General features: G+C 70.1%; 20 protein-coding genes and 1 tRNA gene. 18 read left to right on the plus strand and 3 right to left on the minus strand.

What is annotated here, in order from left to right:
* The first annotated feature begins 118 nt into the window (after window positions 1–118).
* From D8Y23_RS09315 to D8Y23_RS09325, 3 genes are all read left to right on the plus strand, one after another.
* Window positions 119–1,594 carry a helix-turn-helix transcriptional regulator gene (locus D8Y23_RS09315; protein ID WP_128217873.1) on the plus strand — a complete coding sequence of 492 codons (1,476 nt, stop codon included), beginning with the start codon at window positions 119–121 and terminating at the stop codon, window positions 1,592–1,594.
* 248 nt (window positions 1,595–1,842) lie between these two features.
* The gene (locus D8Y23_RS09320) at window positions 1,843–3,441 is read left to right on the plus strand and encodes a glucoamylase family protein (protein WP_128217874.1); all 1,599 of its coding nucleotides are present in this window, start codon (window positions 1,843–1,845) and stop codon (window positions 3,439–3,441) included.
* Window positions 3,442–3,456: 15 nt separating this feature from the next.
* Window positions 3,457–4,113, plus strand: a complete 657-nt coding sequence (locus D8Y23_RS09325) for a TetR/AcrR family transcriptional regulator (RefSeq protein ID WP_240663853.1) — start codon at window positions 3,457–3,459, stop codon at window positions 4,111–4,113.
* Between the two features lie 146 nt (window positions 4,114–4,259).
* On the opposite strand, the gene D8Y23_RS09330 is transcribed toward D8Y23_RS09325, so the two are convergent.
* The gene (locus D8Y23_RS09330) at window positions 4,260–4,862 is read right to left on the minus strand and encodes an endonuclease domain-containing protein (RefSeq protein ID WP_240663854.1); all 603 of its coding nucleotides are present in this window, start codon (window positions 4,860–4,862) and stop codon (window positions 4,260–4,262) included.
* A gap of 728 nt (window positions 4,863–5,590) precedes the next feature.
* Between D8Y23_RS09330 and D8Y23_RS09335 the strand changes: the two genes are divergently transcribed.
* From D8Y23_RS09335 to D8Y23_RS09355, 5 genes are read left to right on the plus strand one after another with little or no spacing between them, the layout of a single operon-like run.
* Entirely contained in the window at window positions 5,591–6,853 is a 1,263-nt protein-coding gene (locus tag D8Y23_RS09335) for an extracellular solute-binding protein (RefSeq protein ID WP_128217876.1), read from the plus strand.
* Between the two features lie 4 nt (window positions 6,854–6,857).
* On the plus strand, window positions 6,858–7,805 hold the full coding sequence (locus D8Y23_RS09340; protein ID WP_128217877.1) for a carbohydrate ABC transporter permease: 948 nt from the start codon (window positions 6,858–6,860) through the stop codon (window positions 7,803–7,805).
* Window positions 7,806–7,816: 11 nt separating this feature from the next.
* Window positions 7,817–8,716: a carbohydrate ABC transporter permease gene (locus D8Y23_RS09345; protein WP_128217878.1), complete on the plus strand. Its 900-nt coding sequence runs from the start codon at window positions 7,817–7,819 to the stop codon at window positions 8,714–8,716.
* Window positions 8,717–8,774: 58 nt separating this feature from the next.
* Window positions 8,775–10,655: a glycoside hydrolase family 3 protein gene (locus D8Y23_RS09350; RefSeq protein ID WP_128217879.1), complete on the plus strand. Its 1,881-nt coding sequence runs from the start codon at window positions 8,775–8,777 to the stop codon at window positions 10,653–10,655.
* Window positions 10,652–11,779, plus strand: a complete 1,128-nt coding sequence (locus D8Y23_RS09355) for a LacI family DNA-binding transcriptional regulator (RefSeq protein ID WP_128217880.1) — start codon at window positions 10,652–10,654, stop codon at window positions 11,777–11,779. The genes D8Y23_RS09350 and D8Y23_RS09355 overlap by 4 nt, the downstream gene beginning before the upstream one ends.
* 128 nt (window positions 11,780–11,907) lie before the next feature.
* Here D8Y23_RS09355 and D8Y23_RS09360 read toward each other — a convergent pair whose 3' ends face one another.
* Complete coding sequence (locus tag D8Y23_RS09360) at window positions 11,908–13,422, minus strand: PucR family transcriptional regulator (protein WP_128217881.1); 1,515 nt, start codon at window positions 13,420–13,422, stop codon at window positions 11,908–11,910.
* Window positions 13,423–13,524: 102 nt separating this feature from the next.
* On the opposite strand from D8Y23_RS09360, the gene gabT reads away from it, so the two are divergent.
* The 8 genes from gabT to nusG all read left to right on the plus strand — a co-directional run bounded on the left by gabT (window position 13,525) and on the right by nusG (window position 22,047).
* The gene (gabT, locus tag D8Y23_RS09365; protein ID WP_128217882.1) at window positions 13,525–14,883 is read left to right on the plus strand and encodes a 4-aminobutyrate--2-oxoglutarate transaminase; all 1,359 of its coding nucleotides are present in this window, start codon (window positions 13,525–13,527) and stop codon (window positions 14,881–14,883) included.
* Window positions 14,884–14,986: 103 nt separating this feature from the next.
* Window positions 14,987–16,447, plus strand: coding sequence for a flavin monoamine oxidase family protein (locus tag D8Y23_RS09370; RefSeq protein WP_128217883.1), 1,461 nt, complete (start codon window positions 14,987–14,989; stop codon window positions 16,445–16,447).
* Window positions 16,444–17,343 (plus strand): universal stress protein, encoded by a 900-nt coding sequence (locus tag D8Y23_RS09375; RefSeq protein WP_128217884.1) that lies wholly within the window; start codon window positions 16,444–16,446, stop codon window positions 17,341–17,343. Before D8Y23_RS09370 ends, D8Y23_RS09375 begins: the two co-directional genes overlap by 4 nt.
* A complete protein-coding gene (locus D8Y23_RS09380) occupies window positions 17,340–18,890 on the plus strand; it encodes an APC family permease (RefSeq protein WP_128217885.1) in 1,551 nt (516 codons plus the stop codon). Before D8Y23_RS09375 ends, D8Y23_RS09380 begins: the two co-directional genes overlap by 4 nt.
* A 32-nt stretch (window positions 18,891–18,922) precedes the next feature.
* Entirely contained in the window at window positions 18,923–20,284 is a 1,362-nt protein-coding gene (locus D8Y23_RS09385) for an NAD-dependent succinate-semialdehyde dehydrogenase (RefSeq protein WP_128217886.1), read from the plus strand.
* A gap of 175 nt (window positions 20,285–20,459) precedes the next feature.
* A tRNA-Trp gene (locus D8Y23_RS09390) sits at window positions 20,460–20,532 on the plus strand.
* A gap of 44 nt (window positions 20,533–20,576) precedes the next feature.
* Window positions 20,577–20,843 (plus strand): preprotein translocase subunit SecE, encoded by a 267-nt coding sequence (gene secE, locus D8Y23_RS09395; RefSeq protein WP_128217887.1) that lies wholly within the window; start codon window positions 20,577–20,579, stop codon window positions 20,841–20,843.
* 73 nt (window positions 20,844–20,916) lie between these two features.
* A complete protein-coding gene (gene nusG, locus D8Y23_RS09400; protein ID WP_128217888.1) occupies window positions 20,917–22,047 on the plus strand; it encodes a transcription termination/antitermination protein NusG in 1,131 nt (376 codons plus the stop codon).
* 134 nt (window positions 22,048–22,181) lie between these two features.
* On the opposite strand, the gene D8Y23_RS09405 is transcribed toward nusG, so the two are convergent.
* Window positions 22,182–22,922: a hypothetical protein gene (locus tag D8Y23_RS09405; protein WP_128217889.1), complete on the minus strand. Its 741-nt coding sequence runs from the start codon at window positions 22,920–22,922 to the stop codon at window positions 22,182–22,184.
* A gap of 550 nt (window positions 22,923–23,472) precedes the next feature.
* Here D8Y23_RS09405 and rplK point away from each other — a divergent pair.
* Both rplK and rplA read left to right on the plus strand, forming a co-directional pair.
* On the plus strand, window positions 23,473–23,904 hold the full coding sequence (gene rplK / locus D8Y23_RS09410; RefSeq protein WP_076494491.1) for a 50S ribosomal protein L11: 432 nt from the start codon (window positions 23,473–23,475) through the stop codon (window positions 23,902–23,904).
* An 11-nt stretch (window positions 23,905–23,915) separates the two neighbouring features.
* Window positions 23,916–24,608, plus strand: coding sequence for a 50S ribosomal protein L1 (gene rplA / locus D8Y23_RS09415; RefSeq protein ID WP_128217890.1), 693 nt, complete (start codon window positions 23,916–23,918; stop codon window positions 24,606–24,608).
* Window positions 24,609–24,794: the final 186 nt, after the last annotated feature.

The following is a 24,794-nucleotide window of genomic DNA, read 5'->3' on the forward strand; positions in this document are numbered from 1 at the left end:
CTTCGGGTGTCGGGCATCGGTGCCCGTGGAGACCACTGTCGGCGAAGAATCGCCGCCGGAACCACTGGAGCCGGTGTGAAGTTTTGTTGTTCTTCCGTTCTGGTGAGATCATCGCGACATGGACACCGGTGTCTCCCTGACCGCGGCCTCCGCGGCATCCGACGATGAAGGCGTGGACACGCTCACGATCGGCAAGCGCATCCGACAACTGCGCACGGCGCGCGGCATGACGCTCGACGAACTCGCCGCCGCGGTCGGTCGTGCGCCGAGTCAGATGTCGATGATCGAGACCGGGCGCCGCGAGGCGAAGCTCACGCTCCTGCAGGCCATCGCGCGGGCGCTCGGTACGGGCCTGGATGCCCTCCTGGACGCCGAGCCCCTCGACGAGCGCGCGTCGCTGGAGATCGCGGTCGAGCGCGCGATGCGCGGGTCGACGTTCCAGGCCCTCGGCATCACGCCGTTCCGCGTCGGCAAGTCGGTGCCCGACGAGGCGCTCGCCGCGATGCTCGCGCTCCAGGCCGAGATCGAGCGGCTCCGCGACGAGCGCTCCGCCACACCGGAGGAAGCGCGTCGCGCCAACGTGGCGCTCCGCCGCCTCATGCGCACGCAGGACAACCACTTCCCCGAGCTCGAGCGCACGGCATCCGAGATCCTCGCCGCCGTCGACCACCCCGGCGGCCCGCTCACCCAGCGCGCCGCGAGCGACATCGCCGCGTACCTCGGGTTCTCGCTGCACTACGTGCCCGACCTGCCGCAGACGACCCGCAGCATCGCCGACGTGAAGAACGGGCGGCTGTACCTCTCCACGCGCGTGGCCAAGGGCGACCCGCGTGCCGCGGTGCTGCAGGCGCTGTCGAGCCGCATGCTCGGGCACACCGAGCCGACGAGCTACGGCGAGTTCCTCCGCCAGCGGGTCGAGACGAACTACCTCGCCGGCGCTCTCCTCATCCCCGAATCCCATGCCGTTACGGCACTGACGGATGCGAAGGCCCGCCGAGCCCTCAGCATCGAGGACCTCCGCGACACGTACTCCGTGTCGTACGAGACGGCCGCGCACCGGTTCACGAATCTCGCGACGGTGCATCTCGGCATCCCGGTGCACTTCCTGAAGGTGCACGAGTCGGGGACGATCACGAAGGCGTACGAGAACGACGACGTGAACTTCCCGACGGACCGGCTGGGGTCGATCGAGGGGCAGATGTGCTGCCGCCGGTGGACGAGCCGCGTCGTCTTCGACGAGGACGACCGCTTCAACCCCTACTACCAGTACACCGACACCGGGAACGGAACCTACTGGTGCACCGCCCGCGTCGAGCAGTCGAGCGAGGGGGCGCACTCGGTGAGCGTGGGCGTGCGGTTCGACGACACGAAGTGGTTCCGCGGGCGCGACACCCCCAACCGCGGCGTCTCGCGGCACGCGGTCGAGGTGTGCTGCCGGCGTCCGCCCGCCGACCTCGAGGCGGCGTGGCGCGACAACGCCTGGCCCAACGTCCGCACGCCCCGGACCCTGCTCGCGACGCTGCCGACCGGCGCGTTCCCCGGCGTCGACACGACCGAGGTGTACGAGTTCCTCGAGGCCCACGCCCCGAGGTGACGGCCGGGGTGGCGGTCCGGCCGGTGCCGTGTCGTCGGGCCGGTGCCGTGTCGTCGTGCCGTGCCATGTCGTCGTGCGGAGTTCGTGGATGACACGCCGGTTCGGGATGCCGTGCGGCGGCGTGTCGTGGGAGAACTCCGCGCGACGGATCGGGGCCGAGCGAGGGCTTGCCAAAAAACCGCACAGATGTAAGGTTTTTGGAACCGAGCTCCGTCCCCCCGGAGCGCTTTCGATGAGGAGAGCCCGTTATGAAGCACACACGCTTGGCATCCACCGCGATCGCAGGACTCGTCGTGGGCGGTCTGGTCGCCGCCGCTCCGGCGACCGCCGCCCCGCCGGGCCCGCCTCCGCACTCCGGGGCTCCGATCGGCGCCGGCAGCGGCCCCGGCGCCCGTGAACTCGTGCGCTACGCCGAAGACACCTGGGCCTCGATGGTCGCGATGGCCCACCCCGCAACGGGCTTGCCCGACGACAACATCGGGGGAGACCTCGACCTGGACACGGCCTCCGGCTACACCTCGCCCACGAACATCGGCGGCTACCTCTGGTCGACCGTGACCGCACGCGACCTCGGCATCATCGACGCCGACGAGGCGCGCTCGCGCCTCACCGCGACCGTCTCGACCCTCGAACGCATGGAGCGCAACGAGGCCAGCGGCATGTACTACAACTGGTACGCCCCCGAGACCGGTGCGAAGCTCGAGGTCTTCCCGACGTCGGGCGAGGTCATCCATCCCTTCCTGAGCACCGTCGACAACGGGTGGCTCGCCGCGGCGCTGCGCATCGTGCGTGAGGCCGAGCCGACGCTCGCCGATCGCGCGGATGCGCTGTACGAGTCGATGGACTTCTCCGCGTTCTTCGACACCGCGGGAGCTCCCGGGCTGCCCGCCGGCACCAACCGCGGTGGATTCTGGGAAGAGCCTCCCGGTGACGGCTGCGCCGTCGAGGCGCCGATGTACAACGGTAGCGGCGAGCAGGCGTTCTACACCTGCCACCACTACGACACCACCGTGAGCGAGAGCCGCATCGCCACCTACCTCGGCATCGCGCAGGGCGGCATCCCCTCGACGGCCCTGTCCGGCACGCACCGCACGATGCCGGCGGGCTGCGACTGGGCGTGGCAGGAGCAGTTGCCGACCGGCGAGACCCGCACCTACGACGGCATCGAGGTGTACGAGGGCGTGTACTCGTACGACGGCATGTCGTTCGTGCCGAGCTGGGGAGGCAGCATGTTCGAGTCGCTCATGCCCGACCTCCTCGTGCCCGAAACCGAATGGGGTCCGCGGTCGTGGGCGTTGAACCACCCGATCACGGTCGAGGTGCAGAAGCGTCACGGGCTGGACGAGGCCGGATACGGGTACTGGGGCTTCTCGCCCGCCAGCAACCCGTTCGGCGGCTACAGCGAGTACGGCGTCGACATCGCCGGCATCCGTTCGGACGGCTACACCTCGGATGCCGAGAAGACAGACGTCGACATCGACCGCCCAGGTTGCGCGGAGGGGACGAACCCCGATCCGACCTTCGGCGACGGCGTCGTGACGCCGCACGCCGCTTTCCTCGCCCTGCCCTACGACCGCCCGGGAGTGCTGAAGAACCTCCGCGGTCTCGAGAAGAAGCTCGGCGCCTACGGTCCGGGCGGCTTTTACGACGCGGTCGCCGTGAAGAGTGACACCGTAGCCAAGCGCTATCTGTCTCTGGATCAGTCGATGATCATCGCGGCTGTCGGCAACGCTCTCACCGCCGACACCCTGAAGGACTACTTCGTCGACGACGAGATGGAGCAGCGTCTGCGGCCGGCGATGGAGCAGCAGGTCTTCGGGTCGTCGTGGGGTGGGCGCCGCCCCTGACCGAGTGGCACGTCGATGCCCGGTACCCTCGCGGGACCGGGCATCGGTGCGCGCGGGAGGGAACGGATGACGGACGAGGGGATGCCGCGCGCTTCGCGCGGGAGCTATCCGAAGGGGCAGCAGCGGCGCCAGCGGATCGTCGACGAAGCGGTGCTGGTCTTCGGGCGCTCCGGGGTGACCAGCGGCTCGCTGCGCGAGGTCGCCAAGCGTGTCGGGCTGACGCCTGCGGGCCTGCTCCACCACTTCGCCACCAAGGAGGAGCTCTTCGCCGAGGTGCTGCGACAGCGGGACGACCGCGTGCGCCGGGCGGCGGGCGACCCGCGCGAGCACACGCTGATCGAGCAGATGAGCAAGGTCGTGGCGTACAACGCCACGACGCGCGGCCTCACCTCGCTGTACACGGTGGTCGTCGCCGAGGCGAGCGACCCCGAGCATCCCGCCCACGCCGACTTCGCCGCCCGATACCGCGAAGGTGCGGCACGCGCCGCGGAACTGCTGCGCGCGGGCCAGGCAGCCGGCGAGGTGCGCCCCGACCTCGACCCGGAGCGCGCCGCGCGGCTGCTCAGCGCCGTGATGGACGGCCTCCAGCAGCAGTGGCTTCTCGACGACACCGTCGACATGTCGGCTCACTTCGCCGAGTTCGTGCGCGGGTACATCCAGCCACGGCCCTGAGTCCTGGCATCCGGGTCTCCAGCCGGCACCCGCACCGCTGTGCGGAGTGGGTGGGTGACACGCCGGTTGGGGGCGTCGTCGGGCGGCGTGTCGGGGCCGGACTCCGCGGGACGGCGCGTCACGCGCCCTTGCGGCCTGCGCCGGCTTCAGCGCACCGCGAGATGGAGCCCCCGGTCGAGCAGGCCGTGCAGAGCGAGTTCGACGGTCGGCCAGTCGTGGACCACCATCGCGTAGTCGAACCGCAGCGTGACGAAGCCCCACGCCGCGGCGTTCGCGTCGCGCACGAGGTCGCGGTGGCGATTTTCGGGGCTCGCATGATTCTGTACGCCGTCGACCTCGACGATCAGGCGCTCACCGAGCAGCAGGTCGACACGGCCGACGGACGTGAGGCGTTGTTGGGTGCGCACGCGGATGCCCCACCCACGCAAACGCCACCTGACCAGGGTCTCGAGGCCGCTTTCGGCATCGGCGCGCGCGAAAGCGATCGCCTCGCGCCCGAGGTCGTTGGTGTTCGCCGCGAGCCAGGTGAGGTCGGCTGCGCGGATCCGCCGCTGGTACAGCGCGGATTCGAGTGCGACGAGGAACTCCTCGACTCCGCAGCATCGGAGGATCTGTCGCAGAACCTCGCGAAGGAGTGGAGACCCGAATGCTCCCGAGCCGACGCGGTCCCAGTGGGGCACGACCTCGCCCGCCCGACAATGTCCGTCCGGGCGCAGCGCCACGTGGAGCGGTTCCGTCCCGGAAAGCACCCACAGCTTTTCGTGTCGCGCCGCGGAAATGCAGGCGGGCGCACCTCCGCAGTACGCCGCACGCCGCACGACATCGCAGGTACCGGCATCCGCATAGACGCCGCGCCGCAGACGCACGAGGCTGCCGCCGCGAACTGCCGCGTCGAGCGTTCGGCGCGACATTCCCGTCGTGAACAACTCCGTCCGTGTACGAATCTGGGCCCCTGGGATGCACATGGAACGACGATGTCGAACCCGACCCATCTGTCACCGTGTCCAGTCCTCGATCCGTGGATGCCAGCACAAGATCGACACCTGGGGAGAAGGGGTGGCCACCGGCAGCCCGGTCGTGCCGTCGTGCGGAGTTTGTGGCGGACACGCCGGTGCGGGATGCCAACACCCGGCGAGTCGTGGGAGAACTCCGCCGGACGGAGCGGACCGCCGCGGCCGGGTGCCCGTGCCCGGGCGGCTCCCGCCGGTCGGCCTCGACCTCGGGCCGGTGGCATCCGGGTTGTGCCTTCGTGCGGAGTTTGTGGGGAACACGCCGGGCAGGGATGCCGGGGCCCGGCGTGTCGTGGGAGAACCCCGCCGGACGGCCCAGGCCGCGGCGCCGGACGGCCCGGGCCGCGGCTGGCGCGGTGAGGGACGCCCCGGCCGCGCACATCACGGGCTTGCCCAGCAGAAGTTATGCGCTTAAACTTAGCGCGACCACCGCGCCCGATGTGGGGCGCCGTTCGAGGAGGAACACCATGAGAATGACCCGATGGAGCGCCGTCGCCGTCGTTGCGGCGGCCGCGATCGCGCTGACCGGGTGCGGACGCACCTCCGATTCCGGAGCCGGTGCCGACGAGGCGATCACGATCGGCGACGCCGCGGCCGAGGGCACGCTCACGATGTGGGCGATGGGTGCCGAAGGCGAAGCGCTGCCGGAATTCGTGAAGCAGTTCGAGGATGCCAACCCCGGCGTCACCGTCGAAGTCACCCCCGTGCCGTGGGATGCCGCGTACAGCAAGTTCCAGACGGCGATCGCCGGCGGCAACACGCCCGACCTCGCCATGGTGGGCTCCACGTGGATGGCCGACTTCGGCGATGCGCTGCAGACGGTGCCCACCGACCTCTCCACCGACGGGATGTTCCCGGGCTCGGTCGACTCGACGATGATCGACGACCGCGCGACGGGAGTGCCGTGGTACGTCGACACCCGGGTGCTCTACTACCGCACCGACATCGCCGCGCAGGCCGGCTGGAACCAGGCCCCCACCACGTGGGATGAGCTGAAGCAGATGGCCTCCGACATGCAGTCCCGGGGCGGCGCCGAGTACGGCATGCGCCTCCCCGCCGGCAACGACTCGTTCCAGGGCAACCTGTGGATGCCGTGGTCCAACGGCGCGGAGCTGGAGGACGGCTCGGCATGGACCCTCGACACCCCCGAGGCGGTCGAGGCGTTCGAGTACTACCAGAGCTTCTACGCCGACGGCGTGGCCAACCCCGCCGCGGACCGTTCGGCCGGCGCGCAGGAGGCGGACTTCGTCTCGGGCGCCACACCGATGCTCATCGACGGCCCCTTCCTCATCGGCGCGCTCGAGGAGTTGGGAGGCGAGGGCTTCAGCGACAAGTTCGCCACCGCCGTGCTGCCGGCCAAGGAATCCTCGACCTCGTTCAGCGGCGGTGCCAACCTGGCGGTCTTCGACAACTCCGACAACGCGACGAGCGCCTGGAAGCTCGTGCAGTGGCTCACCCAGCCCGACACGCAGGCCGCCTGGTACGAGGCGACCGGCGACCTGCCCTCGGTGCAGGATGCCTGGGAGTCCGAGGCCCTGGCTTCGTCCGAGACCCTCGCGGCCTTCGGAACGCAGTTGGAGACCGCGAAGTCGGTGCCGGCCACGACCACGTGGGTGCAGGTCGCCGCGGCCGGTGACGCGATGCTGGAGAAGATCCGCCTCGGCCAGCAGTCGCCGGCCGACGGTCTGAAGGAACTCCAGGCCACCGCCGACCAGCTGGGTCTGGGCTGAGGCCATGACACAGGCAGTCGTGGGCGCGACCGGACGGGCTCCGGCCCCCGGTCGCGCCCGCGCCGGCGGGGCGTCGAGCCGCCGTCGGCGCCAGGGATGGGTCGCGTGGGGCTTCGCGCTGCCGTTCGTCGCGGTGTTCGCGGTGTTCATGGTCGTGCCGATCGTGGGGTCGTTCGCGATGTCGTTCACCGACTTCACGGCCCGCGACATCCGCTCGCCGTTCGCGGTGAACTTCATCGGTCTCGACCAGTACCTGTCGGTCCTCGGCGACCCGGTGTTCCTCACCTCGCTCGGGGTGACGGCGACGTTCGTGGTGGTCGGGATCCCGGTGACCATGGCCGTCGCGCTCGCGCTGGCGCTGGCCTTGAACTCCAGCGGCGGACGCATCGTGTCGGTCCTGCGCGTGGGCTTCTACGCGCCCGTCGTGACGAGCATCGTCGCGGTCGCGGTGGTGTGGCGCTACATCCTGCAGCCCGACGGTCTGGTGAACTCGGCGCTGGCGGTCATCGGCATCCAGGGTCCGGACTGGCTGAACGACACCTCGACCGCCCTGCCGTCGCTCATCGCGATGGCGGTGTGGCGGAACGTCGGAACGCTCATGGTGATCTTCCTCGCGGGGCTGCAGGCAATCCCCACCGATGTCACGGAGGCCGCGCTGATGGACGGCGCGTCGCCGTGGCGGCGCTTGACCTCGGTCACGCTGCCGCTGCTGCGCCCGACCCTGCTGTTGGGTGCCGTGCTCATCTCGGTCGGGTTCCTCCAGTTCTTCGAGGAGGCGTTCGTGATGACGCAGGGCGGCCCGCTGAACTCCACCCTCTCGGTGGCCTACTACACGTTCAAGCAGTTCGGTTTCGGGCAGTACGGCACGGCATCCGCCGCCAGCTACCTGCTTTTCCTGGCGATCGCGCTGCTCAGCCTGCTGCAGTTCCGCCTGCTGCGCTCGAAGGATTGAGGGAGGATGCCATGACGCTCACCGCTCCCGCGGCCCCCGTGGCCGCCGCCGACACCGCGGAATCGCCGCGTCGGCGCCGTCGCCCGGAGAACCGTGTCACCCCGGGCCGCGCGCTCACTCTCACCGTGCTCATCGTGGGGCTCCTGGTGTGGATGCTCCCCTTCGCGTGGATGCTGCTGGGCTCGGTCAAGACGCAGCGCGAGATCCTGCAACGTCCGCCGACCTGGTGGCCGCAGGAGTTCACGTGGGAGAACTTCGCCGCGTGGTTCGGGCAGTTGAACTTCGGTCAGTTCTTCGGCAACAGCCTCGTGGTGGCGCTGCTCACCGTGGCGGGGAACCTCGTCTTCTGCTCGATGGTCGGCTACGCACTGGCGAAGATGGACTTCCCCGGCAAGAAGGCGCTGTTCGTGGTCGTCATGGTCACGCTCATGGTCCCGGGTGTCGTCACCTTCGTGCCGTTGTTCGTGATGGTGTCCTCGCTGGGCCTCGTCGACACCTATGCCGCGCTGATCCTGCCGTTCGTGACAACGCCGCTGGGGGTGTTCCTGATGCGGCAGTTCATGCTCGGCATCCCGGACCCCCTTCTCGAGGCCGCCCGCATCGACGGGGCCGGCGAGCTGCGGATCTTCGCGCGCATCGTGATGCCGCTGTGCGGACCTCCGCTGGCGACGCTCGGCATCCTGACGTTCCTGGCGTCGTGGAACAACTTCCTGTGGCCGCTCGTGGCGGCACAGACCGAGGGGAAGTACACGCTCCCGGTGGCCCTGTCGCTCTACTCCACGGGACAGAACGCGACGGACTACGGCCTGCTGCTGGCCGGTTCGGTGCTGGTGATCGCGCCGATCATCCTGCTGTTCGTCTTCCTTCAGCGGTACTTCATCCAGGGCATCGCCTCCACCGGCCTGAAGTGACCGGGGTCCGCTCCGCGCCCCCGCGGGCGACACCCCCGAGCCCCTCGAAAGGACTCCCATGACCTCCCCCCGCTTCCTCACGGCCCCCGACGGGACGCGCTTCCGCGACCTCAACGGCAACGGCGTGATGGACCCGTACGAAGACCCGCGCCGCAGCGCCGACGAGCGCACCGAGGACTTGCTCGGTCGCCTCAGCCTCGAGGAGAAGTGCGGCCTGATGTTCCAGACCGTCATCGAGGTGGGGGAGGAGGGCGAGCTGCTCGAGGCTCCGGGCAAGATCTCGAAATCGCCGACGACGGCGGTCGTGCGGGGCAAGAACATGACGCACTTCAACGTGCACGCCATCCGCACCGCGCGACAGGCGGCCACGTGGAACAACGCGCTGCAGGCGCTCGCCGAGACGACGCCGCACGGCATCCCGGTCACCATCAGCACCGATCCGCGCCACGCGTTCGTCGAGAACACCGGCGTCGGTTTCGCGGCGGGTCCGTTCTCGCAGTGGCCCGAGGGGCTCGGTCTCGCGGCCCTCGACGACGTCGAGACGGTGCGCGAATTCGCCGAGGTCGCCCGCCGCGAGTACGTCGCCGTCGGCATCCGTGCGGCGCTGCACCCCCAGATCGACCTCGCCACCGAGCCGCGGTGGGGGCGGCAGGCACAGACCCTCGGACAGGATGCCGCGCGCGTCGCGGAGTTCACCGCGGCGTACCTGCGCGGATTCCAGGGCGACGAGCTGGGACCCGACAGCGTCGCCTGCACGACGAAGCACTTCCCCGGCGGCGGACCGCAGCAGGGCGGCGAGGACGCGCACTTCCCGTACGGTCGCGAGCAGGTCTACCCCGGCGGCATGTTCGACTACCACCTCGAGCCGTTCCGCGAGGCGATCCGCCGCGGGACCGCCGGCATGATGCCCTACTACGGCATGCCGGTCGGCCTCGAGCTCGACGGGCGGCCGGTCGAGGAGGTCGGTTTCGGCTACAACAAGCAGATCGTCACCGGTCTGCTGCGCGAGACGCTCGGTTACGACGGTGTCGTCGTGACCGACTGGGAGCTCGTCAACGACAATCACGTCGGCGACCAGGTGCTGCCGGCTCGCGCGTGGGGTGTCGAGGAGCTGACGGCGAGCGAGCGCATGGAGAAGATCCTGGATGCCGGTGCCGACCAGTTCGGCGGAGAGGAGTGCGTCGAGATGCTCGTGGATCTCGTGCGCTCCGGCCGCGTCTCGGAGGAGCGCGTCGACGCGTCCGTCCGGCGCCTGCTGCGGGTGAAGTTCCAGCTCGGGCTGTTCGACGACCCCTACGTGGACGTGGACGAGGCCGAGCGCATCGTCGGAAACGCGGCGTTCCGCGAGCTGGGCGAGCGGGCGCAGGCGCGCTCGCTCACGGTGCTGGTGAACGAGGGCGACGTGCTGCCGCTGCGTCGCACCGGCACCGTGTACGTCGAGGGCTTCCGCGCCGGCGACGTCGCGGAGCTCGGTCGCGTGGTGTCCGACCCCGCCGAGGCCGATCTCGCCCTCGTGCGTATCGGTGCGCCGTTCGACCCGCGCGACGATCTCTTCCTCGAGGCGTGGTTCCACCAGGGGTCGCTCGACTTCGCGCCCGGACTCGTCTACCGGCTGCAGCAGATCGCGGCATCCTGCCCGCTCGTGCTCGTGGTCAACCTCGACCGCCCGGCCATCCTGACGCCGTTCGTCGGCCATGCCGCCGCGATCGTGGCCGACTACGGCAGCTCGGCGCGCGCCGTGCTCGACGGGCTCACCGGCCGTGTGGCACCCCGCGGACGCCTCCCGATCGAGATCCCCCGATCGATGGATGCCGTCCGCGCGTCGCGCGAGGATGTACCGTCGGACACCGGCGACCCCGTCTTCCCCGTGCACTTCGGGCTCGAGATGACGGGTGCGGAGGACGAGGCCGAGCCGATGAGGGGGTACGCGCACCGATGAGCGAAGCGGACGCGACACGTCGACCGACCGTGTACGACGTGGCGCAGGAGGCCCACGTCTCCATCGCCTCGGTGTCGTTCGCGTTCCGCCGTCCGGACAAGCTCAGCGACGCGACCCGGGAGCGCGTCCTCGCGGCCGCACGCCGGCTGGGATACGCCCCCAGCGCAGCCGCCCGCGGCCTCGCGCACGGTCGCACCGGGACCCTGGGCCTGCACGCGTTCGACCTGCTGCTCGAACGAGCGGACCCGCTCGCGCAGGCGCAGCCGCTGACGGGCCTGTCGACGCCTCGACTGGGTGCCGGCGGAGTCATCCCGTGGAACGAGACGGACGACGACGTGCTCTCCGACCCGCGGGCGTTCCCGCTGTACGTCGACGAGGTGCAGCGCGGTTTCGAACTGGAGTGCTGGGCGCTGGGGCGCCCCGTGATGCTGAGCAGCGGCGCCGACACGGACGTATCGGTGGCCGACACCGCCGGCCGCGTCGACGGACTGGCGATCTTCCCGTCCCCCCAGACGGCCCCGGCTCTGGCGCGGTACGCGCCGACGATCCCGATCGTGCTGTTCAGCGCGGCCCCCGACGACGATCAGCATCACCGCGTCCGCGTGGACAACGCCGCGGGCGTGCGCGCGCTCGCCGACCACCTGTCGACCGCTCACGGCATCCGCGACGTCGCCTTCGTCGGGCGCCCCGAGGCCTCCGACACCGCCGAGCGCCTGGACGGTCTCCGCGCGGCCGCGGACGACCTCGGCATGAGGCTCCGTCCGGAGATCGTGGATGCCACCGTCCGAGGCGAAGACGAGCTGGTCGCCCAGCTGCGCGCTCTCATCGCCGGGGGACGGCTGCCGCAAGCCCTGGTGTGCGCGACCGATCAGCACGCCTTCGCGGTGCTGGACGCGCTCGCCGCCGAGGGGGTGCGGGTGCCGGAGGACGTGGTCGTCACCGGGTTCGACGGCACCCTCGCGGCGCGGTTGAGCTCTCCGACGCTCACCACCGTCCGCCAACCGATGGAGGCGATGGGACGCGCCGCGGCTCGGATCCTCGCGGGAGTGGCGGGTCCTGCCGACCGCCCCTTCGACGTGGTCTTCGAGCCGCGGCTGGTGGTGCGCCGCAGCTGCGGCTGCTGATCGCGCCGTCGTGCGCGCCGTCGCTCCTACCGTCGTGCGGAGTTCCGGGATGACACGACGGTTCGGGGCCCCGGTGGCTGCGTGTCGGCCGAAGACTCCGCAGGACGGCCCGGGCCGGATGCCGGGATTCAGGCCGACTGCACCCGCAGCGCGGTCCACAGCTCGGCGCGGGTCGCGAACGACGACAGGTCGCGGTCGAGGAGGCGTTCGGCCAGGGCCAGGCGCGTGCGCACGGTGTGACGGTGGACGCCGAGGGCCTGGGCGGTCACTTCGTGCGAGCAGTCGTTGTCGAGCCACGCGCGCAGGGTCTCGACGAGGCGGGACCCCTCGGTAGCGTCGTGCGCGGTCAGCGGCGCGAGTTCGGCGGCGGCGAGGCTCGGGGCCTCGGGCCCGAGGGCGGAGAGGACGCCGGATGCCGCGACCTCTCGGAACGTCGTCACGGCCTCGCCCCCGCGGTCCCTCGCCACCCGTGCCTGTTCCAGTGCCGCGGCGAAGCGGTCGTAGGCGGCGGGATCGGACACGCCGATCCGTGCCCCGAAACGGCCGGCCGCCTCGTCGAGGGCCTGACGATCGTCGGCCGGTACGACGATCACGAGGCCGTCGTCGGCCCGGCCGAAGAACACGGCGCCGCGGCGCTCCTCCGCGCGGAGTTCGAGCAGTTCGGCGAGGCCGTCGCTGCGGGCACCGGCGGCATCGGTGAGGGCGACGGCGATCGGCGGCGTCGGCAGAGGGCCCCACGCGTCGCGGGCGATGCGGCGCGCGAGCGTCGGGTCGTCGGTGAGGAGCGATTGCACGAGCCCCGCCCGCAGCGCGCCGCGGGCCCGGCTGAGTCCCTGGTGCTGTTCGAACGCGAGACCCGCCATCGCGATGACGGCGGTGACGACGCCGCGCCCCTCCTGGTCGAGCTCACCGGCCGCGATGGCGATGACGCCCCGGAGGTGGCCGCCGCGGCCCAGGGTCTGCAGGGTGAACGGACGATCCAAGATCCGCAGCGCCGACGCCGCCCGTGCGCCTCGGCGGAGGACCGCGGCCACCTCGTTCCCGAGCGACGCCGAGGTCTTGGCATCCAGGTCCCCGCTCGGGTGTTCGCGGGTCAGTTCACCGGCCCCGTCGTAGAGCCCCACCCACGTGCCCAGCTGCCGCGCGAGCTCGGCGAGGGTCGCGCCCAGTCCGTCGGGACGCAGCGCCGCCAGCGCGATCGCGCGCTGCGCGGAGAGCGCCCACGTGCGTCGGGCGAAGGCCTCGGCGGCGATCGCTTCGGCATTGGCCCGTGCGACGGCGATGAACGGCGTGCGGTACGGCACCTCGAACAGCGGGAGCCCGGCGTCGCGGCACGCGCCGGCGAGTTCGGGAGGGATGCCATCGCGCACGACTTCCGTGCCGAACCCGAGGCCCGCGACCCCCCGCGCCGTCAGTCGCTGCACGTAATCGGGAGCCGATGTCGCCCCGGGGCCCTGGAACTGCGTGCCGGTGGTCAGTAGCACCTGACCGTCGGAGAGGAACGGCGTCGGGTCGGCGAGATCGCTGCTGTGCACCCACCGCACCGGGCGGTCGAGCGCGGCCGGCGCGCCGTGTTCGAGGCGCAGGTGGAGATCGGGTCGGCGCAGCAGTGCGCCCAGTGTGGGGGTGTCGGTGGCATCCATGGGTCTCCGGCGGAATCCGCTGTACTTTTCGTACAGCCGAGTATCGAGAATGTACAGCAGGGAGGGTATCGGGCGGCGGCACGGTTCCCTACGCTCCCGAACATGACCGCACCGCACACCGTCACCGCGCCCCCCGTCGGCGGACCCTCGCTCCCGCAGGAGCGCCGCCTGGTCACGAGCATCCCCGGCCCGCGCTCGCAGGAGCTCCTCGACCGCAAGGCCGCCGCCGTCTCCGCCGGTGTCGGGCATACGGTCCCCATCCACGCCGTCGCGGCCGGCGGGGGAGTGGTCGTCGACGCCGACGGCAACTCGCTCATCGACCTGGGTTCCGGCATCGCCGTGACGAGCGTCGGCAACGCCCACCCGGCCGTCGTGGCCGCCGTGCAGGAGCAGGTCGCGGCCTTCACGCACACATGCTTCATGGTCTCGCCGTACGACTCGTACGTCTCGGTGGCCGAGGCGCTCAACCGCCTCACGCCCGGCGACCACGAGAAGAAGAGCGCGCTGTTCAACTCCGGCGCCGAGGCCGTCGAGAACGCGATCAAGATCGCCCGCAAGCACACCGGACGCCAGGCCGTCGTCGCCTTCGACCACGCCTACCACGGTCGCACCAACCTCACGATGGCGCTGACGGCGAAGAACATGCCGTACAAGAGCGGTTTCGGCCCGTTCGCGTCCGAGGTCTACCGCGCCCCGCTGTCGTACCCCTACCGCGACGGTCTGTCCGGTCCCGAGGCGGCGGCCAAAGCCATCTCGCTCATCGAGAAGCAGGTCGGGGCCGAGAACCTCGCCGCGGTCATCATCGAGCCGATCCAGGGCGAGGGCGGCTTCATCGTCCCCGCCGACGGCTTCCTTCCGGCGCTGGTCGAGTGGTGCCGTGCCAACGGCGTCGTGTTCATCGCCGACGAGGTGCAGTCCGGCTTCGCCCGCACCGGCGCGATGTTCGCGTCCGAGCTGTTCGGTATTGTGCCCGACCTCGTCACCACCGCGAAGGGCATCGCCGGCGGCCTTCCGCTCGCGGCCGTCACGGGTCGAGCGGAGATGATGGATGCCACCCACACGGGCGGCCTCGGCGGAACGTACGGCGGCAACCCGATCGCGTGCGCCGCCGCTCTGGCATCCATCGACGCGTTCGAGAACGACGGCCTCATCGAGCGTGCGCGGGCGATCGGCGAGGTGGTGAAGGGACGCCTGCACGCGCTGCAGCAGAGCGACCCGCGTATCGGCGACGTCCGCGGCCACGGCGCGATGATCGCGGCCGAGTTCGTCGACCCGGCCACCGGCGCCCCCGACGCCGCGCTCACCGCGGCCGTGGCGAAGGCCGCGATCGCCGAGGGCGTCATCGTGCTCACGTGCGGGACGTACGGCAACGTCATCCGGTTCCTCCCGCCCCTGTCCATCGGCGACGACCTTCTGCACGAGGGCCTCGACGTCGTGGCCGGAGCACTCGCACGCCACTGAGCACCCCGACCCGAGGGGGCGGCAATCGACCCGAACGAGCCGCCCCCTCGTCCGCATCATCCCGGGTCACCTCGCAGGGGACATTGCAGAGAGAGAAGATTTCATGGACGAGATCACGCGTGACGTCGTCGTCATCGGTGCGGGGGCCGCGGGCCTGACCGCCGCGAACGACCTGCGCAAGGCCGGTCTGTCGGTCGTCGTGCTGGAGGCGCGAGACCGCGTCGGCGGGCGCCTGTGGACCGACGTCGTCGACGGGGCCATGCTGGAGCTCGGCGGCCAGTGGGTCTCGCCCGACCAGGAAGCGCTCATCGACACCGTCGCCGACCTGGGTCTGTCGACCTACAGCCGCTACCGCGAGGGCGACAGCGTCTACGTCGGCCCCGACGGCGTCGCGAAGCGCTTCACGGGCGAGATGTTCCCGGTCGCGCCCGAGACGGAGAGGATCATCGACGACATCACGGCTCGCCTGGATGCCATGGTCGCGGAGATCGACCCGGACAAGCCGTGGGAGCACCCGAACGCCGCCGAGTGGGACAAGATCTCGTGGGATGCCTGGCTCCGCCAGCAGACCGACGACGACGAGGCCGTCCGCAACCTCGCGTTCGCCACCGGCTCGGCGATGCTGACCAAGCCGACGCACACGTTCTCGCTGCTGCAGTCGCTGCTCATGGCGGCATCCGCCGGGTCGTATTCGCACCTGGTCGACGCCGACTTCATCCTCGACAAGCGCGTTGTGGGGGGCCTGCAGCAGGTGCCCGAGCTGCTCGCCGAGCGGCTCGGCGACGACGTGCTGCTGAACCAGCCGGTGCGCCGCATCATCTGGGGCCCGGATTCCGTGGCACCGGACCGGGGGGCGGATGCGGTGACGGGGCGCCGCGTCGACGAGCTGCGTGCGTTGACGGCGCGGGTCGAGGCCGCGAAGACCTCCTCGTCGGGTGTCACCGTGATCGCCGACGGCGTCACCGTCCGCGCGCGCTTCGCGATCCTGGCGCTGGCTCCGGTGCTGTACCCGCGTATCTCCTTCGAGCCGCCGCTGCCGCGCCTCCAGCACCAGATGCACCAGCACATCTCCATGGGCTTCGTAATCAAGGTGCACGCGGTCTACGACCGCCCGTTCTGGCGCGAGCAGGGATTGTCCGGCACGGCGTTCAGCCCGTACGAGCTGTCGCACGAGGCGTACGACAACACCAACCACGGTGACGAACGCGGCACCCTGGTCGGTTTCGTCTCGGACCAGAACGCCGACGACCTGTTCCGCGTGAGCGCCGAGGAGCGCAAGGAGCGCATCCTCGAGTCGCTGTCGCACTACTACGGACCCGAGGCGAAGAACCCGGTCGTCTATTACGAGAGCGACTGGGGCACCGAGGAATGGACGCGCGGCGCATACGCCGCGAGTTTCGACCTCGGCGGCCTGCAGCGCTACGGCGCCGATCTGCGCGAGCCCGTCGGTCCCCTTCATCTCGCGTGCAGCGACATGGCCGGCGCCGGCTACCAGCACGTGGACGGCGCCATCCGCCAGGGGCACCGCGCCGCCGACGAGATCCTCGAACGGGTCCGCGGATGACCGCCCCGGTGGTCGTCGGCTACACCGCGACCGACACCGGCGCCGACGCCCTGGCTCTCGGCATCCGGGTCGCCCGGGCGATCGGGGCCCCGCTCGAGGTCGTCTTGGTCCTGCCCGACGACGCGCGCAGCGTCATCACCCCTCCGGACGCCGCCTACGCGCGCCTGGTCGCCGAGCAGGCGGAGCGCTGGCTCGGTGAGGCGGTCGTCACGATCCGGGATGCCGTGCCCCACCGCGAGCACGTCCGGCACGCCGATTCGTTCGCCGAGGGCCTGGTGGCGTTCGCCGACGAGGTCGGGGCGGGGTACATCGTCGTCGGCGCGGCCAACGGCGGCCTGCGCGGCCGCCACCGGCTCGGGACCGTCGCATCGGAACTGCTGCACTCCTCCGACGTGCCCGTGGTGCTGGCGCCCGAGGGGTCGCGACGGGTGGATCCCGCCGTCGGCATCAGCCGCATCACGGCGGCGATCGGCAGCCGACCCGGAGCCGACGTGCTGCGCGAGGAGAGCATCGCGCTGTCGGCCGCGGCATCCGTCCCCCTGCGTCTGCTGTCCCTCGTCACCGTCGACCTTCCCCCGGGCCTCGAGACCGGTGCCATCCGCATCGCGGGAGCCCGGCACGCCGAGGAGGTGCTCGCACAGGCCCGCATCGAACTGCCCACCGACGTCGCGGCCGAGGTGGTCGTCGCCGACGGCGACAGCATCGAAGAGGCCGTGCGCGACCTCTCCTGGGATCCCGCCGAGCTCGTCGTGGTCGGCAGCAGCCGTCTCGCGCAGCCGCGCCGCCTGTTCCTCGGTTCGACCGCGGCGAAGATGCTGCACGAACTACCCGTCCCGCTCGTCGTCGTGCCACGCAGTCGTGCCGACGTCTCGTCTCCGGAAGGATCGCGGCCATGACCGCTCCCGCACCCACCACCGGCAGCGACGCCGGCGGACTGTCGAAGAAGGGGTTGAGCGCCGGCACGATCGGCCTGCTCGGCGCCGTCGTCATCGGCATCTCCTGCATCGCGCCGGCCTATACGTTCACCGCCGCCATCGGCCCCACCGTCGGGGCCGTCGGGGTGCAGGTACCGGCGATCATCCTCGTCGGCTTCATCCCGATGCTGCTCGTCGCCTTCGGCTACCGCGAGCTCAACAACCGCATGCCCGACTCGGGCACGTCCTTCACGTGGGCCGCGCGCGCGTTCGGTCCCTGGATCGGCTGGATGGCCGGCTGGGGCCTGATCGCCGCGACCGTCATCGTGCTGTCCAACCTGGCCGGCATCGCAGTCGACTTCCTCTTCCTCCTGATCTCGCAGCTCACCGGCCAGCCCGGCGTCGCCGATCTGGCATCCAACCTCCCCATCAACATCGCGGTCTGTCTGCTGTTCGTCCTCGGGGCGACGGTGGTGTCGTATCGCGACATGCAGACGACGCAGAAGCTGCAGTACGTTCTCGTCGGCTTCCAGGTGGTCGTGCTCGTGATCTTCGCCGTCGTGGCGATCGCGCACGTCCTGCGGGGGGATGCCTTCGACGCGACGCCGTTCGACTGGGCGTGGTTCAACCCGTTCGCGGTGTCGACGTTCAGCGCCTTCGCCGCGGGTGTGTCGCTGTCGATCTTCATCTTCTGGGGCTGGGACGTCACCCTCACGATGAACGAGGAGACCAAGGATCCCGAGAAGACACCGGGGCGCGCGGCGACCATCACGGTCGTCACGATCGTGTCGCTGTACCTGCTGCTGGCGGTGTCGATGATCATGTTCGCCGGCATCGGCGACGGGGAGTTCGGCTTGGGCAACCCCGACATCCAGGACAACGCGTTCTTCGCGCTCGCCGGTCCCATCCTCGGGCCCTTCGCGGCGTTCGTGTCGCTCGCGGTGCTCACCAGCTCGGCATCCTCGCTGCAGTCCACCTTCGTCGGTCCCGCCCGGACGCTCCTCGCGATGGGCCACTACGGGGCTCTGCCGCCGAAGTTCGCGGCGGTGAGCCCGCGGTTCTTCACTCCGGGCTACGCCACGATCGTCTCCGCGATCGTCGCGGCCGGGTTCTACGCGGTGATGCGCGTCGTGAGCGTGAACGTGCTCTCCGACACGATCCTGACCCTCGGCATCATGATCTGCTTCTACTACGGCCTGACCGCGTTCGCGTGCGTCTGGTACTTCCGCAAGCAGTGGTTCGACTCCGCACGGAACGTGTTCTTCACCCTGCTGTTCCCGCTCGTCGGCGGGGTCATCCTCGCGGTGATCTTCGTCACCACGCTGATCGACAGCATGAACCCCGAGTACGGCAGCGGATCGGAGATCGGCGGGGTCGGGCTGGTGTTCGTCCTCGGCGTCACCATCATCGTCCTGGGGGCGGTCATCATGGTGGTGCAGTACTTCCGCCGACCGGCGTTCTTCCGCGGTGAGACCCTCGCCATCGACGCTCCGCCGAGCGCCCGCCGCGCCCGCCGCTCGGCCCTTTGACCATCGATCACGACACCACCACGGGAGCACACATGAGTGACTACGCCGTCGTCAACCCCGCCACGGGGGAGACCCTCGCCGAATACGACACCCTGTCCGACGCGGGTGTCGAGGCCGCCCTCGCCGCCGCTCACGACGGTTTCCGTGCGTGGTCGCGGACCGCGCCCGAGCAGCGCGCCGCGGCCCTGCGCCGGGTGGCGGAGCTGCACCGCGAGCGCCGCGACGACCTCGCCGCGATCATCGTGCGCGAGATGGGCAAGCCCCTGGAGGCCGCCCTCGGCGAGGTCGATTTCGCCGCCGACATCACGGAGTACTACGCCGACAACATCGAGCGGATCACCGGGGACACCCCGATCGACATCCTCGGCGAAGGCACCGCCGTGATCCGCCGCTCGGCCCTCGGTCCGCTGCTGGGCATCATGCCGTGGAACTTCCCGTACTACCAGGTCGCCCGCTTCGCCGCCCCGAACCTGGCGGTGGGCAACAGCATCCTGCTCAAGCACGCGCCGCAGTGCCCCGAGTCCGCCGAGGCCCTGCAGCTGATCTACCGCGACGCGGGGCTGCCCGAGGGCGCGTACGTCAACGTCCGCGTCACGAACGACCAGGCGGCCACGATCATCGCCGACCCGCGCGTGCAGGGCGTCTCGGTCACGGGCTCGGAGCGCGCCGGTGCGGCGGTCGCCGAGATCGCCGGCCGCAACCTCAAGAAGGTGGCCCTGGAGCTGGGTGGATCCGATCCCTTCATCCTGCTCTCCACCGACGACCTCGACGCCGCCGTGCAGGCGGCGGTGGACGCGCGCCTCGACAACAACGGGCAGTCCTGCAACGGTGCCAAGCGGTTCCTCGTCGTCGACGAACTGTACGACGCGTTCCTCGCGAAGTTCAGCGCAGCGCTCGGCGAGGCGAAGGTCGGCGACCCCTTCGCCGACGACACCGTGCTCGGGCCCCTGTCGTCCCTGACCGCCGCTGAGCGCCTCGACGATCAGGTGCAGCGCGCCGTGGCCCAGGGCGCGACGCTGGAGGTCGGCGGAACCCGCGACGGGGCGTTCTACCCCGGCACCGTGCTGACCGGCGTCACCAGTGACATGGACGCCTACCGCGAGGAGTTCTTCGGCCCGGTCGCGACGGTCTACCGCGTGTCGGGAGAGGACGAGGCGGTCGCGATCGCCAACGACACGGGCTTCGGTCTCGGCTCCTACGTCTTCACGACGGATGCCGCGCAGGCCGAGCGCATCGCCGACCGCATCGAGGCAGGCATGGTCTACGTCAACCTCGTGCTCGCCGATTCGCCCGAGCTGCCGTTCGGCGGCGTGAAGCGCAGCGGCACCGGGCGCGAGCTCGGGCTTCTCGCGGCAGACGAGTTCGTGAACAAGAAGCTGATCCGCACGGCCTGAGACCCGCGATGTCCCCCGGCGCGGTTCGCCACGTCGGGGGACATGGCATAGACTGGGGAGTGCAGTCGAAATCTGCATTCTTTCGCCGTGCCCCGCGCACAGGCGGCATCCCTCCCCGAGAGATTCCTGGCGAAAGCATGTCGGTTTCGCATCCCGGGCCCTCCCAGGGGGCCTTAGGGCGGTAGCTCAATTGGCAGAGCAGCGGTCTCCAAAACCGCAGGTTGCAGGTTCGATTCCTGTCCGCCCTGCGCACAGCACACGCTGGCAACCGAGAAGCGACCTAGGTGGTTCGATGACGCAGGACGAGGCGAAGGGCGAGATCGTCGCAGAACGCGGCGCGCCCCGTGAGAAGAAGCTGAACTTCTTCGCGCGGATCGCTCTTTTCATCCGTCAGGTCATTGCGGAACTCCGCAAGGTCGTCACGCCGACGCGGCAGGAACTGCTCAAGTTCACCGCCGTGGTCCTCGGATTCGTCGTCGTGATGATGGCGCTCGTGTACGGCCTCGACGTGTTGTTCGTGTGGCTGACGAGCGCCGTGTTCGGCATCCCCGGCGCCTGACCGTCGCCGGAACCGGCGCTTCGGCGGACGCGCGGCCCCCACGAGCGGCCGCCTAGAACGGAAGAGATCACCAGTGTCTGAAAGATATGTCGACGACGCCGATTGGGCGCCCACGGCCGAGCAGTCCAGCGAGGACGACGAAGCCCAGGAGGGTGGCGTCCTGGCCTCCCAGGAGCGCGCCTCCGACGCGGCCGAGCACACGGCCATCCACATCGTCGACGACGAGAACGACGACACCGCCGACGACCTCGGCGACATCGACATCACCGACCCGGAGGCGGACGCCATCGTGAACGACGCGCTCGAGATCGACGAGGCCAGCGAGGCCGAAGCCGCCGCCGAGGTGCTCAACGACTCGCTCGCGGAAGAAGCGGAAGAAGAGGCCGCGGAAGCCGCCGACGAGGTCACCCCCTACGACGGTCCCGACATCAACGGCGAGCCCGACGCACCCGTGCTCGACGAGGACTTCGTCGACGAGGTTGCCGGTGCCGAGAGCGTCGTCGACGAGGTCGAGGCATCCATCTCTCCCGCCGATGCCGCTGAGGCACCCGTCGATGAGGATGCCGCCGACGACGAGGACCTCGACCCGTACGAGGCGTTCCGTTCCGAGCTGCGGTCGCTCCCCGGCAAGTGGTACGTCATCCACTCGTACGCCGGGTTCGAGCGCAAGGTGAAGGCCAACATCGAGCAGCGCAAGTCGACGCTCGAGGTCGAGGACGACATCTACCAGGTCGAGGTCCCCATGGAGGACGTCGTCGAGATCAAGAACGGCCAGCGCAAGATGGTCACGCGCGTGCGCATCCCCGGGTACGTGCTGGTTCGCATGGACCTCAACGAGGACACCTGGTCGGTCGTGCGCCACACCCCGGGTGTCACCGGCTTCGTGGGCAACGCCCACAACCCCACGCCGCTGCGCTTCGACGAGGCGTTCAACATGCTGAAGAGCCTCGTCGAGGTCAAGGAATCCGCCCCGGCCAAGGGCGGCGCCGCCAAGGGTGCTCCCGTCGCCCAGCGCGTCATCCCCGCCGAGGTCGACTTCGAGGCCGGCGAGACCATCACGATCAAGGAGGGTTCGTTCGCGGGCCTGCCCGGAACGATCAGCGAGATCAAGCCCGAGAGCGGCAAGCTCACGGTGCTGGTGTCGCTCTTCGAGCGCGAGACCCCCGTCGAGCTGTCGTTCGACCAGGTCACCAAGATGCTCTGACGCCCCGCGCGTCTGTGCGAACGCCCCGCCCGGCCTGTGCCGGCGGGGCGTTCACCGTTTGGGGCGCCGACGCCTGGCGTCGATAAACGCTGATCCTCCCCAGAAACGCTGCCTTGCAGCGAGTCTCGCGAGGATCAGCGTTTATCGAGGGGGGAGGGAGGCATGGAACGGGGATTGCGTGCCAACGCAGCAAGATTGATCGGGTCGGGGGCGTTGGTGGGGGAGAGACCTGCGGCGGTGAGGGAGTCGCGGAGGCCGGTGACGCTCATCGTCGCGGCGTAATCCCATCGGGCGATTCTCCAGCCCGCTCGTCGCAGCGCGTCTTCGCGCCGCTTCTCGTCGCGCACCGCGTGAGCCGACCCGGCCGGGTCCTCGGCCCGGTACTTCACCCACCCGTCGGACTCGCCGATCACGCGTTGGTCGGGCCAGCAGAAGTCGGAACGGTAGAGCCGCCCCTCAACCCGGTGCTCATGCTGCAATTCCGGTGTGGGGAAGCCGCACCATTCGATGACGGCCCGGCTCAAGGATTCCCCGACTGACTCTGCGAAGGCCGTGGCACGCGACAGAGACCACTCCGCTCGGCGTCGACCACGCGGGTTCCGTTGGCGCTCGAGAAGTGCGTGCAACTCCGCCTTCGTGACGCCGAGCGCGCGTACCGCGGCGTCTACGACCGCTAGACCGAAGGCGGGAGGCAAGGCTCGCGCGAGGTCGACCACGGTGTCGGCGACCGTCGTGAGGTGGATGCCGTTGGCATCCTGTGACCGTCGAGCGTCTGCGCTCGTGTGCACGCGCACGTCGCCGTATGCCAGGGACCGCGAACGTCTTCCGTCGAAGACGTGCAGGTGTCGGGGGTGGCCGAAGAGTGGGAGGCCCATCAGGGCTGCCGCTGACTCGTGAGAGAACACAGCGTCCGGTCGGACCAAATGGAAAGCGTGGATCCGGAGGAGATAGCGGTCCCACTCCGAGAGGTCGCTCCAGAGATTCCGCGGCGTGTAGATCCCCGGGCGAACGCGGTGGAGCTCGGCATCCATCGACGGATGAGCCCCGAGAAGTAGGGCGCTGCCGGCCGCGATCAGCGGTGCAGGTGCTCCGCGGAGCGGTAGGGCGCTGGCGTTCATCCTCCCGAGCGTGCCAGGGCCGGGCACGTTGGTTCGCCGCCTGTGGACAACGCGGCGTTACCGTCCGCGATAAACGCCGATCCTCTCGAGACACTCCGCGTCGCAGCGTGTCTCGGGAGAATCGGCGTTTATCGCAAACAGGCGGCAGACGCGGGGCGGGGAGGGGAGGGCGGACACCGGGATGCCGGGACATCGCGTATGATGGGGAGGTTGCTCGTGCATCGTGCGAGCGCGACCGCTGTCCGGAACGGCCGGATGTGCGGGAGAGAGGGAGCCGCGAGGCCCCCGCTCGAGAGAGGAAAAGGATATGGCACCCAAGAAGAAGGTGACCGGCCTGATCAAGCTCCAGATCAAGGCGGGTGCGGCCAACCCCGCGCCGCCGATCGGTCCGGCGCTCGGTCAGCACGGCGTCAACATCATGGAGTTCTGCAAGGCGTACAACGCGGCGACCGAAGCCCAGCGTGGCAACGTCATCCCCGTCGAGATCACCGTCTACGAGGACCGCAGCTTCACGTTCATCCTGAAGACGCCCCCCGCCGCGGAGCTCATCAAGAAGGCCGCCGGTCTCGCCAAGGGCTCGTCGACGCCCCACACGGTCAAGGTGGGCAAGCTCACCAAGGACCAGGTTCGCGAGATCGCAACGACCAAGCAGCCCGACCTGAACGCGAACGACATCGAGGCCGCGGCCAAGATCATCGCCGGCACCGCCCGTTCCATGGGCATCACGGTCGAGGACTGAGGGAGATAATCATGGCTACCAAGTCCAAGGCATACCGGGCCGCCGCCGAGAAGGTCGCGCCCGACACGTTCTACACCCCGACCGAGGCCGTCGCCCTCGCGAAGGAGACCGGCTCCGCGAAGTTCGACTCGACCGTCGAGGTCGCGCTGAAGCTCTCCGTCGACCCGCGCAAGGCCGACCAGATGGTCCGCGGCACGGTCATCCTGCCCCACGGCACGGGTAAGACCGCGCGCGTCATCGTCTTCGCCAACGGCCCCGCGGCCGAGGCCGCCCTGGCCGCCGGTGCCGACGAGGTCGGCGGCGCCGAGCTCATCGAGAAGGTCGCCGGCGGATACACCGCGTTCGACGCGGCCGTCGCCACGCCCGAGCTCATGGGCCAGGTCGGTCGCCTCGGTAAGGTCCTCGGACCCCGCGGCCTCATGCCGAACCCCAAGACCGGCACCGTGACCCCCAACCCGGCCAAGGCCGTCGAGGAGATCAAGGGCGGAAAGATCGAGTTCCGCGTCGACAAGCACGCCAACGTGCACTTCGTCGTCGGCAAGGCCTCGTTCTCGGCCGAGCAGCTCGACGAGAACCTGAAGGCCGCGCTCGAGGAGATCGTCCGCCTCAAGCCGTCCAGCTCGAAGGGCCGTTACATCCAGAAGGGCGCCGTCTCGACCACGTTCGGTCCCGGCATCCCGCTGGACGTCAACGCCATCGTCTGACGCACCCCGCCGAAAGCCCCGTCGCGCCTCGTGCCGGCGGGGTTTTCGCGTGCAGCCGCGCCCGCGCTCACATCACGCGGGCTCACGCCCCCGGGTGCACGGACGTGCAACACGGCGTCATCCGGGAAGAGTGCCGCCCGGATCCGTGTTCAGCTGGAGGGCGCGCACCGCGCCTCGCCCCCCCCC

It is taken from the genome of Microbacterium enclense (assembly GCF_004022425.1).
Classification (GTDB): Bacteria; Actinomycetota; Actinomycetes; order Actinomycetales; family Microbacteriaceae; genus Microbacterium; species Microbacterium enclense_A.

Coding starts and splice junctions, on each gene's coding strand:
- D8Y23_RS09360 (WP_128217881.1), bottom strand. CDS start 13,422: ATGGATGCCACCGACACCCCCACACTGGGCGCACTGCTGCGCCGACCC.
- D8Y23_RS09385 (WP_128217886.1), top strand. CDS start 18,923: ATGAGTGACTACGCCGTCGTCAACCCCGCCACGGGGGAGACCCTCGCC.
- D8Y23_RS09335 (WP_128217876.1), top strand. CDS start 5,591: ATGAGAATGACCCGATGGAGCGCCGTCGCCGTCGTTGCGGCGGCCGCG.
- D8Y23_RS09320 (WP_128217874.1), top strand. CDS start 1,843: ATGAAGCACACACGCTTGGCATCCACCGCGATCGCAGGACTCGTCGTG.
- secE (WP_128217887.1), top strand. CDS start 20,577: ATGACGCAGGACGAGGCGAAGGGCGAGATCGTCGCAGAACGCGGCGCG.
- D8Y23_RS09355 (WP_128217880.1), top strand. CDS start 10,652: ATGAGCGAAGCGGACGCGACACGTCGACCGACCGTGTACGACGTGGCG.
- D8Y23_RS09340 (WP_128217877.1), top strand. CDS start 6,858: ATGACACAGGCAGTCGTGGGCGCGACCGGACGGGCTCCGGCCCCCGGT.
- rplA (WP_128217890.1), top strand. CDS start 23,916: ATGGCTACCAAGTCCAAGGCATACCGGGCCGCCGCCGAGAAGGTCGCG.
- D8Y23_RS09380 (WP_128217885.1), top strand. CDS start 17,340: ATGACCGCTCCCGCACCCACCACCGGCAGCGACGCCGGCGGACTGTCG.
- D8Y23_RS09345 (WP_128217878.1), top strand. CDS start 7,817: ATGACGCTCACCGCTCCCGCGGCCCCCGTGGCCGCCGCCGACACCGCG.
- D8Y23_RS09405 (WP_128217889.1), bottom strand. CDS start 22,922: ATGGGCCTCCCACTCTTCGGCCACCCCCGACACCTGCACGTCTTCGAC.
- gabT (WP_128217882.1), top strand. CDS start 13,525: ATGACCGCACCGCACACCGTCACCGCGCCCCCCGTCGGCGGACCCTCG.
- D8Y23_RS09375 (WP_128217884.1), top strand. CDS start 16,444: ATGACCGCCCCGGTGGTCGTCGGCTACACCGCGACCGACACCGGCGCC.
- rplK (WP_076494491.1), top strand. CDS start 23,473: ATGGCACCCAAGAAGAAGGTGACCGGCCTGATCAAGCTCCAGATCAAG.
- D8Y23_RS09350 (WP_128217879.1), top strand. CDS start 8,775: ATGACCTCCCCCCGCTTCCTCACGGCCCCCGACGGGACGCGCTTCCGC.
- D8Y23_RS09315 (WP_128217873.1), top strand. CDS start 119: ATGGACACCGGTGTCTCCCTGACCGCGGCCTCCGCGGCATCCGACGAT.
- D8Y23_RS09370 (WP_128217883.1), top strand. CDS start 14,987: ATGGACGAGATCACGCGTGACGTCGTCGTCATCGGTGCGGGGGCCGCG.
- D8Y23_RS09325 (WP_240663853.1), top strand. CDS start 3,457: ATGCCCGGTACCCTCGCGGGACCGGGCATCGGTGCGCGCGGGAGGGAA.